13 protein-coding genes and 1 riboswitch are annotated in these 14179 nt (G+C 71.3%); of the genes, 4 read left to right on the forward strand and 9 right to left on the reverse strand.

Annotated elements, in window-relative coordinates; translation table 11 throughout:
• Positions 1-62: 62 nt before the first annotated feature.
• Positions 63-335 carry a DUF3311 domain-containing protein gene (locus DWB77_RS13270; RefSeq protein ID WP_120721472.1) on the forward strand — a complete coding sequence of 91 codons (273 nt, stop codon included), beginning with the start codon at positions 63-65 and terminating at the stop codon, positions 333-335.
• Positions 332-1951, forward strand: a complete 1620-nt coding sequence (gene mctP / locus DWB77_RS13275) for a monocarboxylate uptake permease MctP (protein ID WP_120721473.1) — start codon at positions 332-334, stop codon at positions 1949-1951. Before DWB77_RS13270 ends, mctP begins: the two co-directional genes overlap by 4 nt.
• 69 nt (positions 1952-2020) lie before the next feature.
• Here the strand turns inward: mctP and DWB77_RS13280 are convergent, their stop codons facing one another.
• Positions 2021-2605 (reverse strand): Uma2 family endonuclease, encoded by a 585-nt coding sequence (locus tag DWB77_RS13280; RefSeq protein ID WP_120721474.1) that lies wholly within the window; start codon positions 2603-2605, stop codon positions 2021-2023.
• Positions 2606-2683: 78 nt separating this feature from the next.
• Positions 2684-2846, forward strand: a riboswitch (cobalamin riboswitch).
• A gap of 128 nt (positions 2847-2974) precedes the next feature.
• On the opposite strand from DWB77_RS13280, the gene DWB77_RS13285 reads away from it, so the two are divergent.
• Both DWB77_RS13285 and DWB77_RS13290 read left to right on the forward strand, forming a co-directional pair.
• Entirely contained in the window at positions 2975-5353 is a 2379-nt protein-coding gene (locus tag DWB77_RS13285; protein WP_120721475.1) for a ribonucleoside-diphosphate reductase subunit alpha, read from the forward strand.
• Positions 5353-6369, forward strand: coding sequence for a ribonucleotide-diphosphate reductase subunit beta (locus DWB77_RS13290; protein WP_120721476.1), 1017 nt, complete (start codon positions 5353-5355; stop codon positions 6367-6369). Before DWB77_RS13285 ends, DWB77_RS13290 begins: the two co-directional genes overlap by 1 nt.
• A 120-nt stretch (positions 6370-6489) precedes the next feature.
• On the opposite strand, the gene def is transcribed toward DWB77_RS13290, so the two are convergent.
• From def to DWB77_RS13330, 8 genes are all read right to left on the reverse strand, one after another.
• Complete coding sequence (gene def, locus DWB77_RS13295; protein WP_120721477.1) at positions 6490-7122, reverse strand: peptide deformylase; 633 nt, start codon at positions 7120-7122, stop codon at positions 6490-6492.
• Between the two features lie 90 nt (positions 7123-7212).
• Positions 7213-8193, reverse strand: a complete 981-nt coding sequence (locus tag DWB77_RS13300) for a tetratricopeptide repeat protein (RefSeq protein WP_120721478.1) — start codon at positions 8191-8193, stop codon at positions 7213-7215.
• Positions 8194-8310: 117 nt separating this feature from the next.
• Positions 8311-9567 (reverse strand): HD-GYP domain-containing protein, encoded by a 1257-nt coding sequence (locus tag DWB77_RS13305; RefSeq protein WP_120721479.1) that lies wholly within the window; start codon positions 9565-9567, stop codon positions 8311-8313.
• Between the two features lies 1 nt (position 9568).
• Positions 9569-11092, reverse strand: coding sequence for an HD-GYP domain-containing protein (locus tag DWB77_RS13310; protein ID WP_120727728.1), 1524 nt, complete (start codon positions 11090-11092; stop codon positions 9569-9571).
• Positions 11093-11372: 280 nt separating this feature from the next.
• Positions 11373-11687 (reverse strand): mycothiol system anti-sigma-R factor, encoded by a 315-nt coding sequence (rsrA, locus tag DWB77_RS13315; protein WP_100575009.1) that lies wholly within the window; start codon positions 11685-11687, stop codon positions 11373-11375.
• Complete coding sequence (locus DWB77_RS13320; protein ID WP_167157084.1) at positions 11684-12328, reverse strand: sigma-70 family RNA polymerase sigma factor; 645 nt, start codon at positions 12326-12328, stop codon at positions 11684-11686. The genes rsrA and DWB77_RS13320 overlap by 4 nt, the downstream gene beginning before the upstream one ends.
• Before the next feature lie 258 nt (positions 12329-12586).
• Positions 12587-13240, reverse strand: a complete 654-nt coding sequence (locus tag DWB77_RS13325; protein ID WP_120721481.1) for an alpha/beta hydrolase family protein — start codon at positions 13238-13240, stop codon at positions 12587-12589.
• 93 nt (positions 13241-13333) lie between these two features.
• The gene (locus DWB77_RS13330; protein ID WP_120721482.1) at positions 13334-14149 is read right to left on the reverse strand and encodes an SOS response-associated peptidase; all 816 of its coding nucleotides are present in this window, start codon (positions 14147-14149) and stop codon (positions 13334-13336) included.
• Positions 14150-14179 lie beyond the last annotated feature (30 nt).

The raw sequence follows: 14179 nt of genomic DNA on the forward strand, positions 1-14179 counted from the left end.
ATTTCCTGCGCATTACCAAGTGATCCAACGCACAGGTGATCGTGAGGGGACGGAGCCACCCAATGCCGGAATCGACGGAAGTGAAGAGACCGGTGATCACGCCCTTGCGCGTGGTCATCGCGCTCTGCCTGATCGCGCCCTTCGTGGCGATGCTGTGGGTGAGCTCGTACGCCAAGGCGGACCCGGCGCTCGGCGGCATCCCGTTCTTCTACTGGTACCAGATGCTGTGGGTGCTGATCTCGACCGCGCTGACGATGCTCGCGTACAAGCTGTGGCAGCACGACCAGCGCTCGCGCACCACCTCTGACACCGCCAAGGGGGGTGCGTCCAAGTGAAGGACGGCGTGAACGGCGTCGCACTCGGCGTCTTCATCTTCTTCTTCCTGGCCGTCACGGTCATCGGCTTCATGGCCGCCCGCTGGCGCAAGGCCGAGAACGAGGCGAGCCTCGACGAATGGGGCCTGGGCGGACGGTCGTTCGGCACCTGGGTCACCTGGTTCCTGCTCGGCGGCGACCTCTACACCGCGTACACCTTCGTCGCGGTGCCCGCGGCGATCTACGCGGCGGGCGCGGCCGGCTTCTTCGCCGTGCCCTACACGATCCTCGTGTACCCGCTGATCTTCACCTTCCTGCCGCGGCTGTGGTCGGTCTCGCACAAGCACGGCTACGTCACCACCTCGGACTTCGTCCGTGGCCGGTTCGGCTCGAAGGGCCTCTCCCTCGCCGTCGCGATCACCGGCATCCTCGCCACGATGCCCTACATCGCGCTCCAACTGGTCGGCATCCAGGCCGTGTTGGACGTCATGGGCGTGGGCGGCGAGTCCAGCAACTGGTTCGTGAAGGACCTGCCGCTGCTCATCGCGTTCGCCGTGCTCGCGGCGTACACCTACTCCTCGGGCCTGCGCGCGCCCGCGCTGATCGCGTTCGTGAAGGACGGTCTGATCTATCTCGTCATCGCGGTGGCGATCATCTACATCCCGATCAAGCTGGGCGGCTTCGACGCCATCTTCAGCGCCGCGCAGCACAAGTTCGCGGGGCCGCCCGGGGGCAAGCCGACCGGGGCGCTCGTGCCCGGCGAGAAGAGCCAGTGGACGTACGCCACGCTCGCGCTCGGCTCGGCGCTGGCGCTCTTCATGTACCCGCACTCGATCACCGCGACGCTCTCCTCGCGCAGCCGCAACGTGATCCGCCGCAACACCACGATCCTGCCGCTGTACTCGCTGATGCTGGGCCTGCTGGCGCTGCTCGGCTTCATGGCGATCGCGGCGGGCGTCAAGGTCAAGAACGGCCAGCTGGCCATTCCGCAGCTCTTCGAGGACATGTTCCCGGACTGGTTCGCGGGCGTCGCCTTCGCGGCCATCGGCATCGGCGCGCTCGTCCCGGCGGCCATCATGTCCATCGCGGCGGCGAACCTCTTCACCCGCAACATCTACAAGGACTTCATCAAGCGGGACGCGACCCCCTCCCAGGAGGCCAAGGTCTCCAAGCTGGTCTCGCTGGTGGTGAAGGTCGGCGCGCTGGTCTTCGTCCTGACCATGGACAAGACGGTCGCCATCAACTTCCAGCTCCTGGGCGGCATCTGGATCCTTCAGACCTTCCCGGCCCTGGTCGGCGGCCTGTTCACCCGCTGGTTCCACCGCTGGGCGCTGCTCGCGGGCTGGGCGGTCGGCATGGTCTACGGCACGCTCGCCGCGTACGGGGTGGCCTCGCCCACCCAGAAGCACTTCGGCGGCTCCTCCAAGGAGATCCCCGGCATCGGCGAGATCGGCTACATCGGCCTGACGGCGTTCGTCCTGAACATCCTGGTGACGGTGGTCCTCACCGTCGTCCTGCGCGCCGTCAAGGCCCCCGACGGCATCGACGAGACCTCGCCGGAGGACTACACGGCCGACGCGGGCGACCCGGGCGTCACCACCGAGCTGCCGCCGGCGACGGCGGGGGCGGCGCACTGAGTTCGGCTGTCGGCACGGAGAGGGCCGCCGCATCCCAGGAGGATGCGGCGGCCCTTTCGTGTGCACCGATCAGCGCACCCAGTCCTTGAGCTGCTCGGTCTGGAGCGTGATGCCGACGGGGTCGGGGAGTTCGACGTCCCGGCCGAAGGGAAGGGTGCGTACCAACGCGTACCGGTGGCCTTCGGGCTCGCTGTAGACCGAGACCTCGCACTTGGCCCGGTCGATCAACAGGTACACCGGGATGCCGGTCTCCGCGTAGGCGCGTGGCTTCTCGACGTGGTCCCGCCGGTGGGTGTCGGAGTCCCACGAGGTCACCTCGACCACCATGAGGATCGGTTCCGGGTCCACCCAGTCGCCCTGGCCGACGAAGGCGTCGGATGGCGCGAGCGCTGCGTCCGGGATCGCCCGCCCCGCCCGATTCTGCTGAGCCTTGATCCCCTGCCCGGGGTGCAACCAGAGTTCCGGCCGATGCTGTAGGCAGATGCGCGTGAGCCACTGGGTGATGCGCCCGTGATCGCCGTCCGGCATGGCCTTGCTCCTGATGACCCCGTAGATGAATTCGAGCCGCGTCCCCTCCCTCTCACGCGCCGCTATGCGCGCGACGGCCTCGAAATCCTCCGTCAGCATGTGGGGCCGGTCTGTAGTCGCGGTCATCGCGGCTCGCCTCCTTCAGCGCTCTGCCACCGACGATAGCGGAGCTCTAGGACAGCCGGGGGCGAAACGACCGGTGACACAACATGTGGGGGGTGCGGTCCGCGGCGCCCCCCACATGTATGCTCATGCTCGCTGTCGCCGCAGGGGAATCCGGTGTGAATCCGGAACTGTCCCGCAACGGTATGACCTGTATGGATACGTACGGGTCGAGTCCGAGCACCTGCCGACGGCGTACCCGGTTCGACCGAGCCGGGTGCCAGACGTCCGGGCCTCGCGGTTGGGCCGGTGGACGACGCGCCGAGGGCTGCCCCGAGGCGCGCCGACGCCTCCCCCGCAGCGCCCCGTGCCGAGCGAGGGAGTGCCCCCACCGTGACCATCGCCCCAGCGGATCCCGCTTCAGCGATCACCGACGAGCTCGCGGATGCCCCGGGCACCGCGCTGCTGCGGACCCTGACGGAGCTCACCGCGGACCTCGCGGACACCGACCCCGGCCGGGTCGCCGCGGCCGCGCTGCGGGGCCGCAACTCCCGCTCCGACGCCGCCGAGTTGCGCGAACTGGCCACCGAGGCGGCAGCGGGGCTCATCTCGGAGGACCCGGCGTATTCCCGCCTCGCCGCCAGGCTCCTGACGCTCACCGCCGCCGAGGAGGCCGCCTCGCAGGGCGCGGTGTCGTTCTCCGCCTCCGTCGCGGTCGGCCACCGCGAGGGGCTGATCGCCGACCGCACGGCCGACTTCGTCGATGCCCACGCCGCCCGCCTCGACACCCTGGTGGACGCGGCCCTCGCCGACGGCGCCGACGACCGCTTCGGCTACTTCGGCCTGCGCACCCTCTACTCCCGCTATCTGCTGCGCCACCCGATCACCCGCAAGGTCATCGAGACCCCCCAGCACTTCATGCTGCGCGTGGCGTCCGGCCTCGCCGAGGACGATTCGGTCACCGCCGTGGACGAAGTGGCGTCCCTGTACGGCCTGATGAGCCGCCTGGACTATCTGCCGTCCTCCCCCACGCTCTTCAACTCCGGCACCCGCCACCCCCAGATGTCGTCGTGCTATCTGCTCGACTCTCCGCTGGACGAGCTCGACTCGATCTACGACCGCTACCACCAGGTGGCCCGGCTCTCCAAGCACGCGGGCGGCATCGGCCTCTCGTACTCCCGTATCCGCGGCCGCGGTTCGCTGATCCGGGGCACCAACGGCCACTCCAACGGCATCGTCCCGTTCCTGAAGACGCTGGACGCCTCGGTGGCCGCGGTCAACCAGGGCGGCCGGCGCAAGGGTGCGGCCGCGGTGTACCTGGAGACCTGGCACTCCGACATCGAGGAGTTCCTGGAGCTGCGCGACAACACCGGCGAGGACCAGCGGCGTACGCACAACCTGAACCTCGCGCACTGGATCCCCGACGAGTTCATGCGCCGGGTCGACGCCGACGCCTCGTGGTCGCTGTTCTCCCCGGCCGACGTGCCCGAGCTCGTGGACCTGTGGGGCGAGGAGTTCGACGCCGCCTACCGCAGGGCCGAGGCCGCGGGGCTCGCCCTCAAGACCATGCCCGCCCGGGACCTGTACGGCCGCATGATGCGCACCCTGGCGCAGACCGGCAACGGCTGGATGACGTTCAAGGACGCCTCCAACCGCACCGCCAACCAGACGGCGGAGCCCGGCCACACGGTCCACTCCTCCAACCTGTGCACCGAGATCCTGGAGGTGACCGACGACGGGGAGACGGCCGTGTGCAACCTCGGCTCGGTCAACCTCGGCGCGTTCGTCGACACCGCCTCCCACGACATCGACTGGGAGCGGCTCGACGAGACCGTCCGCACCGCGGTGACCTTCCTCGACCGGGTCGTCGACATCAACTTCTACCCGACCGAGCAGGCCGGCCGCTCCAACGCCCGGTGGCGCCCGGTGGGCCTGGGCGCGATGGGCCTCCAGGACGTCTTCTTCAAGCTGCGGCTGCCCTTCGACTCCCCCGAGGCGAAGGCCCTGTCCACGAAGCTCGCCGAGCGGATCATGCTGACCGCGTACGAGGCCTCCGCCGACCTCGCCGAGCGGTCGGGTCCCCTGCCCGCCTGGGACAAGACCCGCACCGCGCGCGGGGTGCTGCACCCCGACCACTACGACGTCGAGCTGCACTGGCCGGAGCGCTGGGCGGCCCTGCGGGCACGTATCGCGGAGGTCGGGATGCGCAACTCGCTGCTCCTCGCGATCGCGCCGACCGCCACCATCGCCTCCATCGCGGGCGTGTACGAGTGCATCGAGCCGCAGGTCTCCAACCTCTTCAAGCGCGAGACCCTGAGCGGTGAATTCCTCCAGGTGAACGGCTACTTGGTGGAGGACCTCAAGCGCCTGGGCGTATGGGACGCGCAGTCCCGCGAGGCGCTGCGCGAGGCCAGCGGCTCGGTGCAGGGCTTCAACTGGATCCCGGCCGAGGTGCGCGCCCTGTACCGCACGGCGTGGGAGATCCCGCAGCGCGCCCTGATCGACATGGCCGCCGCCCGCACCGCGTTCCTCGACCAGTCGCAGTCGCTGAACCTGTTCCTGGAGACGCCCACCATCGGCAAGCTGTCGTCGATGTACGCGTACGCCTGGAAGCAGGGCCTCAAGACGACGTACTACCTGCGCTCGCGCCCGGCGACCCGCATCGCCCGCGCCGCCCAGGCCACCACCGTCCCAGTCCAGCAGGCGGCCCCCGACGCCGACGCGATCGCCTGCTCCCTGGAAAACCCCGAGTCCTGCGAGGCCTGCCAGTAATGAGTACGACCGAACACAAGAACCTGCTGGACCCGGGCTTCGAGCTGACCCTGCGTCCCATGCGTTACCCGGACTTCTACGAGCGCTACCGGGACGCGATCAAGAACACCTGGACCGTCGAGGAGGTCGACCTCCACTCCGACGTCGCCGACCTCGCGAAGCTGACGCCGGGCGAGCAGCACATGATCGGCCGGCTCGTCGCGTTCTTCGCGACGGGCGACTCGATCGTCTCCAACAACCTGGTGCTCACCCTCTACAAGCACATCAACTCCCCTGAAGCGCGGCTCTACTTGAGCCGCCAGCTCTTCGAGGAGGCCGTGCACGTCCAGTTCTATCTGACGCTGCTCGACACCTACCTCCCCGACCCCCAGGACCGCGCCGCCGCGTTCGACGCGGTCGAGGAGATCCCCTCGATCCGCGAGAAGGCGCAGTTCTGCTTCCGGTGGATGGACTCGGTGGAGAAGATCGAGCGCCTGGAGACCAAGGCCGACCGCCGCCGTTTCCTGCTCAACCTGATCTGCTTCGCGGCGTGCATCGAGGGCCTCTTCTTCTACGGCGCCTTCGCCTACGTCTACTGGTTCCGCAGCCGGGGCCTGCTGCACGGCCTGGCCACCGGCACCAACTGGGTGTTCCGCGACGAGACGATGCACATGAACTTCGCCTTCGAGGTCGTGGACACCGTCCGCAAGGAGGAGCCGGACCTCTTCGACGACCGGCTCCAGGAGCAGGTCACCGACATGATCAAGGAGGCGGTCGAGGCGGAGCTCCAGTTCGGCCGCGATCTGTGCGGTGACGGCCTGCCCGGCATGAACACCGAGTCGATGCGCGAATACCTGGAGTGCGTCGCCGACCAGCGCCTGACCCGGCTCGGCTTCCCGGCGGTGTACGGCTCGTCGAACCCGTTCTCGTTCATGGAGCTCCAGGGCGTCCAGGAGCTGACGAACTTCTTCGAGCGCCGCCCGTCCGCCTACCAGGTGGCCGTCGAGGGCTCGGTCGGCTTCGACGAGGACTTCTGAGCGCCCCGAAAGGGGCGCGGGGAACTGCGCGACCAGCCACCGACGGGCCGCAGCCGAAGAACGCGAAGGGGCCCGGCACCACCACGGTGCCGGGCCCCTTTTGCGTATGACCTGTGCCGGTCAGGCGTTGGGCACGGTCTCGTAGCGAGCCGTACCCTCCTCCATCTGCTTCAGCGCGTCCTTGCGGTCCCGCTTGGAGAGGCGGTCGATGTACAGCCGCCCGTACAGGTGGTCCGTCTCGTGCTGGAGGCAGCGCGCGAAGTAGCCGGTGCCGCGCACCTTGATCGGGTTGCCTTCGGCGTCCTGGCCGGTGACCACCGCGTAGTCGGGGCGTGCGAGTTCGGCGTAGGCGGTCGGCACGGAGAGGCAGCCCTCGTTGGACTCGTCCAGGACGCGCAGCTCGGCCGGGAGCTCCTCCAGGACCGGGTTGCAGACGACCCCGACGTGGCGCACGCCCTCGTCGTCCGGGCAGTCGTACACGAAGACCTTCTGGTCCACGCCGATCTGGTTGGCCGCGAGGCCCACGCCCTCGGCCGCCTTCTGGCTGGCGAACATGTCGTCGATCAGCCGGGCGAGGTCGTCGTCGAACGAGGTGACGTCCTTGCACTCCTTGTGGAGCACCGGGTTGCCGACCACCGTGATGGGGCGGGCCGTGCCGCGCTCGCGGTGGGCCAGCTCACGCGCCTCGCAGTCCTCCGTGTCCACGACGAACCCGTCGTTCTCGACCTGCTGGTCCGTCTCCTGCTGCGCCATGTCCGCCGTAAGCCTTCCTGAAAACCCGATTCCGATCCCGTACAGCCTAAGGCCCGGTCGGCCGGAGATCTCCTGGATGCGCGACGGACCTCAGCAGACCTCTTCCAGATCGCGCCACTCCCGGCTGTCCGGATTGTCGGCCACCCAGCCGTCGAGGAGCCCGCGCACCAGGCCCGCGGGGGCCGCGATGCCGCATTCGCGCTCCGGGACCCACAGGTCGCCGGAGGTGCGGTGACCGAGCGGGCCCGGGTGGCCCGGCTCGCTGTGGTCGTGCGGGTCGAGGTGCTCGCCGTCGCCCTCGTCGCTGGGCATCTGCGACTCGGAGCAGGCCCGGCACAGCAGACGGACGGAGGAGGACCAGTCCTCGGCGGCGAAGCCGGCCTCCGCCGCCAGCCGCTCCAGGGCGTCCCGGTCCGCCTCGGTGGCCGCCTCCAGGAGGACCACCCAGGTCGGCACGGGCGAGGGTGCCCACAGCTCGATCTCGTCGAACACCGGGAACGAGGGGCCCGCGGCCGTGGTGCGCTCGCCGTGCGGGACGCCGTCGTGCAGCACGACCTCGCCCCAGCGCCGTCCCGAGGACGGCAGCGGAATGGAGAGCACTTCCATGCGCGCCGGATCCAGCCTGCGGCCCCACACCACCTCGGCCTCGCCCTCGGGCGAGAGCCGTACCGCGGCGCTGCCCAGCTCCATGCCGACGGGTTCGCCACTGCCGGTGGCCTCGCCCGGCACCTTCAGGCCGTACGCCTGCCAGGCGCGGCGGGCCAGCGGCCAGTCCTGGAGCGCGGTGGCCGCGATGCCGACGTTCCACCAGTCGGGGGCGCCGGACTCCTTGTCGAGGAGCGCGACGGCGCGCAGCCCGGCCGCCCGCGCCTGCTCCCAGTCGTGCCGGAACTTGTGCAGGAGCGCCAGGTTGAACCAGGACTCCGACAGCCAGGGCTCCAGGTCCGCGGCGCGCGTCAGGAGCGCGCCGGCGTCCTCGTACCTGCCGTCGCCGATCAGCGTGAACGCACGGTCTGTGGCCTGCCGCCACGAGGCGGAGGGCCGGTGCCGTCCCTTGCCGAAGATCCTCACGATTCCCGCCTGCCCAGACCGGCCCCGGCTACCGGGTCGGTCTTACGGTCTCCCAGTTTTCTGGGTTCTTTTCGCATCCAACCATGCCCAGCCGGAAGGCCGCTCATTACTCCTGGGTTACCCAGGAGACACCCGGGTCAGACAGCCCCGGGCCAGCACGCGTGCCAGTGATTCGACGACCTGGGGATGGTAGTCACGCCCCGTGCCCAGGCGCAGCTGTTCGAGTGCGTTCAGCGACCCGCCGGGCCCTTCGGCGCCCTCCGCGAGGTCGTCGTAGGCGTTGACCACGCGCACGATCCGGGCGGGCAGCGGCTGCTCCCGGTACGGGTCCGCCTGCCGCTCGACGACGAGGGCCACCCCCGCCGGCACCCCGGTCTGGCGCACCACGGCGCCGCCCAGCAGGGCGATGCGGCGCTGCTCGGCCGCGGGCAGCCGGGCGGTGGCCCCGGCGGGGACCGGGTCGAGCAGGGAGAGCTGCCCGATGTCGTGCATGAGCGCCGCGTACTCGAGCACGGTCAGCTCGCTCTCCCGGAGCCCCAGCTCGCGCCCCACGGCCCGGCTGAGCTCGGCGACCCGGCGGGCGTGGCCCGGCTGGGTGTATCCGGCGATCTCGGTGGCACGGGCCAGGGAGGTGATGGTCTGGCGGTAGGTGGTGCGCACGGCCGCGTACCGCCGGAAGGCCAGCTGGGTGAGGAGCAGCGGCACACAGAACACGGGCAGCGCCCAGAGCCCGGCGACGGCGACCGCGAGGGCGATCACGGTGCCGGTGGCGCACACGGCGGACCCGATGCCCAGCAGCCCGCGCAACTCGTCGCGCAGCAGTGGTCCGAAGGGGTAGCGGGTGCGGGCGCGCAGCAGCAGGGCCGCCACCACCGCGTCGCACAGCGCGGTCAGCACGAGCAGCAGCAGCAGGACGAGCGCGACGTACGGTCCGTGGCCGAACCATGCGTCGAGGAGCCCGGAGTTGTAGAGCGGCTGGAAACAGACGGCGGCGAAGGCGACGGTGAGCACCCGCCGGGCCACCTGGTCCGGGCTCGGGCCGCGTCCGACGGCGACGTGCGGCACGGAGCCGAGCAGCCCGGAGGCGACGACCACGGCGATCACCTGGAGCACCCCGTGTTCGCTGGGCCGCCCGGCGTTCTGGCCGAGCAGCGCGTAGGCGAGCGCGCCGGCCGAGGCGAGCGGCGCCGGATCCCGCTCGCCGTCCCGGGCGCCCCAGCGGGCCAGCTCGCCCACGACGATGAGGGCGCCGAAGGCGACGGCGGTGGCGGGCTCGACCAGCCCGTCGCGCCAGGTCGCGCCGAGCGCCCAGAGGGTGACCGCCCGGGCCAGGGCGTGGACGGCGAGCGCGGGCGCGGTCGGGCGGGCGGCCATCTCAGGCCCCCGGGGCGTTGGAGGAGCGCGGCCCGGGACGCGGTGCGGAACCGGCGGGAGGACGGTCCTCGTGGAGGGCGGGGGCCGGCGGGGGTGCCTCGGGGAGGGTGGTCGGCGGGGGCCCTTCGGAGGCGGCGCTCGGACGGGCCGCGGAGGCCGGACCGGGTCCCTCGGGGGCGGCGCTCGGCCGGGGTGGAGGCACGTTTCCGCGCGCCCCGGCGGCTCCCGGCTCGTCCGCGGTGACCTCCACGTGCCACCCGTACCGGGACAGCGCCCGTACGAGCCCCGCCACCATCCGCGGGTCGAACTGCGCGCCCGCGCACCGCTCCAACTCCGTCACGGCCGCGGCGACGGGCCTGGCCCGCCGGTAGGAGCGGGTGGAGGTCATCGCGTCGAAGGCGTCGGCCACCGCCACCACGCGCGCGGCCTCGGGGATCTGGCCGCCGGCCAGGCCGTACGGGTAGCCACTGCCGTCGAGCCGCTCGTGGTGGTGCAGGATCGCGGCCCGGGCCTCGCCGAGGAAGCCGATGCCCCGCACCATCTCGTGCCCGTACTCGGGGTGCAGTTCGATCACCGCCCGCTCCTGCGGAGTGAGCGGGCCGTCCTTCCTCAGCACCCGGGTGGGCACCCCGAGCTTGCCGACGTCGTGCAGGATCCCGGCGAACCGGATGACCTCCAACCGCCCTTCCTCCATGCCGAGTTCACGAGCGATCAGCTCCGAGGCCCGGCCGACGCGCTCGCTGTGGCCGCGGGTGTACCGGTCCTTGATGTCGACGGCCTGGACGAGGGCGCGGATGGTGGCCTGGTGGGCGGCGCGCTCGCGGTGGTACTGGGCGAAGACCCAGCAGGAGATGTACATCGGCAGGAGCACGAACAGCGCCGCGGGCGGCCCGAACCGGCTGCGCCACAGCACCGCCATCATCAGCCCGGCGAGCCCGTGCACACAGTGCGGGGCGAGCGAGCGCAGCAGCAGCCCGCGCCAGGCGGTGCGGGCCGGTCGGCGCTCGGCGGTGGCCAGGATCAGGCCGTCGAGGGCGGTCAGGACCAGGCAGAAGACGAGCGCCGCGATCCCGGCGGGAACCAGCGCGTAGGGGAAGTCGGGGGCGGTCGCGGTGGAGCGGCCGCCCAGCGCCGCGCGCCCGTCGAGCAGCACATGGGCGCCGGCCGCCGCCCAGGCGGCGAGGGCGAGTTGGGCGGCCCGCCAGGCCCGGCGCACCCGGCGCGGCTCGTCCTCGACGTACGCGATGAGCGCGCCCGGCACCGCGACGAGGGCGGCGGCTGCGGGCGGCAGGAGGAAGGCGGCGGCGAGCAGCACCGGGAAGAAGGAGCCGGAGGCGACCGGCACGCTCACCCGGCCGGCCAGCACCGGACAGCGGGCCGGCCATTCACACAGCGCGTACAGGCCCGCGAGCAGCGCCACGGCGGCCCAGGGCACGTCCTGGCGCAGGACGGGCAGCGCGCAGAGGACCGCGCCCGTGACGGCGCCGAGGACGGCGACGCGCGCACCCGCCGGAATGTCCCTCAGCCCCTGCGGCTCCGCCACGACCCCACCTCCCCATGCGCCCGGTCGGCCCCGCGCGTACAGCTTCGCGAGGATAGGCCCGTGTGCGGCGGCGGTCAGGCGCATGGTCGGAATAGGGCGGTTCGGGCCGCCTGGATTAGCACCTTCGGGTGATGTGGGGCGGCCGGCCGGAACATGCGGGAGGGCGGCCACGACCTGGGGTCGCGACCGCCCTCAACTGCTCTGCCGCGGGCGGCAGTTCACCGGTTTTCCCGGTCCGCGTCCCAGCGGCGGACGGTGGGGGTCACTCGGGGCGGAGCGTCGGCACCTCTCCGGTGACGACGTCCTGTTCGGGCACGGCCTGGCCGGAGCGGATCAGGTCGATGCGGCCCATCACCTTGGAGCGCAGATCGCTGGGCACGTCGTCCGAGCCGCAGCAGCGCTTCACCAGCTTCTTCACGGCCTGCTCCAGACCGTACTTCTCCAGGCACGGCGAGCACTCCTCGAAGTGCACCTCGAACTTGTCGCAGTCCGTGGGGGGCATCTCGTGGTCGAGGAACTCGTAGAGATGGTCCAGGACCTCAGAGCAGTCCGTCTCGTGCGGCTCTCCGCAGCTCATGAGCCCGAGCCTTTCGCTTCGTCCGACTCACCGGCGCCGGCCGGGACGAGCCCGCGGTCACGGGCGTAGTCCTCCAGCATTCCGCGCAGTTGGCGGCGGCCCCGGTGCAGTCGGGACATCACCGTACCGATGGGTGTACCCATGATGTCCGCGATCTCCTTGTACGCAAAGCCCTCTACGTCCGCGAGATACACGGCGATGCGGAACTCCTCGGGGATGGCCTGCAAGGCCGCCTTCACGTCCGAGTCGGGCAGGTGGTCCAGCGCCTGCGACTCGGCGGAACGCAGACCCGTGGACATGTGGGACTCGGCGCGCGCGAGCTGCCAGTCCTCGATCTCCTCGGCGGCGCTGCGCTGGGGCTCCCGCTGCTTCTTCCGGTAGGAGTTGATGAACGTGTTGGTGAGGATCCGGTAGAGCCAAGCCTTCAGGTTGGTGCCCTCGCGGAACTGGTGGAAGGACCCGTACGCCTTGGCATACGTCTCCTGGACCAGGTCTTCCGCATCGGCCGGGTTGCGCGTCATGCGCAGGGCGGCCGAGTACATCTGGTCGAGGTAGCCGAGGGCATCCCGCTCGAAGCGCGCGTTGCGCTCGGCGGTGGTCTCTTCCACGTGGCCGTCGTCGGTCCCTGTGACCGGACCCACCTCCTCGAACGGTGTGCTGAGTCCGAATGCGGACCCACTCGAATCGGAGGATAGACGACGATCCACTCCGCCCGCCGCTCGAATAGGAGCGGTCCTGGCCGCGGAAAGCACCGTCCACTCCAGGTCAGAGGCGGCCTTGCGGCTCGGGCAGATGGTCGAACCCATGCGACGGACTCCCTCTCCACGACTGGTCTGCGTATCCCTTACGACGGCCATAACAGCGCTCCGTGACCCCGCATTCCCCGGGGCCGGGCGCGTTCAGAGGGCCAGCGCGCCGAGCCACGCGCCGACCGCGCCGGTGAGGACGTCCAGCGCCTCCTGCTGGGTGAGGTCGGCGCGTTTGGGCACGGCGAACCCGTGGTCGGCGAACGGTACTTCCACCAGCTCGTACGCCCCTTCGGGGAACGCCTGCGGCCCGGGGAACTCGGCGGGCCTGCCGAAGGGGTCGTTGCCGCCCTGCACCACGAGGGTGGGCGCGCCCGCGCCGAGCAGTTCCGGCGCCCGGGACTTCTCCGGCCTGCCAGGGGGGTGCAGCGGGAAGCTCAGGGCGAGGACGGCGGCCGCGCCGAGCTCCGCCGCCGTGCGGCAGGCGACCCGCGCCCCGGCGCTGCGGCCGCCCGCGACGACGGGAAGGCCCCGCTTCGCCACGGCCGGCCACAGGTCCCGCCACCCCGTGTCCAGCGTCCTGGGCGCGGGGGCGAGCTTCTTGCCGGCCACCCGCCAGGGCTGCTCCACCAGGGCCACGCTCACCCCGAGCGGCGGCAGCGCACCGGCCAGGGCCCGCAGGTCGCGGGCCTCGATGCCGCCGCCCGCGCCGTGGCTGACGGCCAGCACCAGGCGGGGCTCGTCGGCGGGGTGCCAGGTGATGCGCGCCGCTCCGGCGCCGGTCTCCACGATCTCGCTGTCGCTCACGGGCCCATCCTGCCGCCGAGCCGGGCCGGGCTCGCGTACGACATGAGGCGGGTCACATCGGGGGCGGGCCGGAGCGGGCGGGTCGGCACAGGGTCAGAACAGGGTGCCCTCCTCCGGGCCCTCCAGTTCCTTCAGGAGTTCCGGTCCGTTGTTGCGGACGTTGCTCACGGCCGTCGAGACGGGATAGGCCCGCATCCGCCCCTGCGGCGGCGGTTCGAGCAGGCCTCGCAGCGTCTCGGTGTCCGTCCGGGACGGGTCGAGCCAGGCGCCCCACCGGTCCGGCGTGAGCATCAGCGGCATCCGGGGGTGGATCTCGGCGAGCGAGCCCGGGCCTTCGGCGGGGGCGACGGCCAGCGGGCCGGTCTCGGCCTCGGTGGTGACCACGGAACACGTCGCCCACCAGGCCAGGGGGTGGTCGTCGGGCAGGGTGCGGTCGCGCCAGAACTCGTACAGGCCCGCCATGGCGAAGACCGAGCCGTCCGCCGGGGTGACGAAGTACGGCTGCTTGCGCGGCCGCTTCTTCTTCCCCTCGACTTCCAGCTCCCGCTCCCCCACCCCGGTGACCCATTCGTAGTACCCGTCCGCCGGGACGATGCAGCGCCGGGAGGAGAACGCCTTCTTGAAGGACGGCTTGTCGTGGATCGTCTCCGCCCGCGCGTTGATCATCCGGGCCGCGCCGTCGGGCGACTTGGCCCACGAGGGGACGAGTCCCCACTTCAGCTTGCGCAGCTGGCGAACCGGACGGGGGTCGTCGGCGTCTTTGAGGGGGCGCTCCAGGACGACGAGGACCTCTTTGGTGGGGGCCACGTTCCAGTCGGGCTCCAGCGCCTGCGCCGGGTCCCACTTCTCCACCTCGAAGACGCCCGCGAGATCCTCGGGCCTGCGACTCGCTGCATACCTACCGCACATGGGTGCCAGACTGCCACGGCGCCCGTACCC

Source organism: Streptomyces hundungensis (assembly GCF_003627815.1).
Taxonomy (GTDB): domain Bacteria; phylum Actinomycetota; class Actinomycetes; order Streptomycetales; family Streptomycetaceae; genus Streptomyces; species Streptomyces hundungensis_A.

What these genes read in the sequence shown, in the direction of transcription:
- DWB77_RS13305 (WP_120721479.1), bottom strand. Translation starts at nt 9,567, where the DNA reads ATGGCCGCCCGCCCGACCGCGCCCGCGCTCGCCGTCCACGCCCTGGCC.
- DWB77_RS13330 (WP_120721482.1), bottom strand. Translation starts at nt 14,149, where the DNA reads ATGTGCGGTAGGTATGCAGCGAGTCGCAGGCCCGAGGATCTCGCGGGC.
- def (WP_120721477.1), bottom strand. Translation starts at nt 7,122, where the DNA reads ATGGCGCAGCAGGAGACGGACCAGCAGGTCGAGAACGACGGGTTCGTC.
- DWB77_RS13290 (WP_120721476.1), top strand. Translation starts at nt 5,353, where the DNA reads ATGAGTACGACCGAACACAAGAACCTGCTGGACCCGGGCTTCGAGCTG.
- DWB77_RS13270 (WP_120721472.1), top strand. Translation starts at nt 63, where the DNA reads ATGCCGGAATCGACGGAAGTGAAGAGACCGGTGATCACGCCCTTGCGC.
- rsrA (WP_100575009.1), bottom strand. Translation starts at nt 11,687, where the DNA reads ATGAGCTGCGGAGAGCCGCACGAGACGGACTGCTCTGAGGTCCTGGAC.
- DWB77_RS13280 (WP_120721474.1), bottom strand. Translation starts at nt 2,605, where the DNA reads ATGACCGCGACTACAGACCGGCCCCACATGCTGACGGAGGATTTCGAG.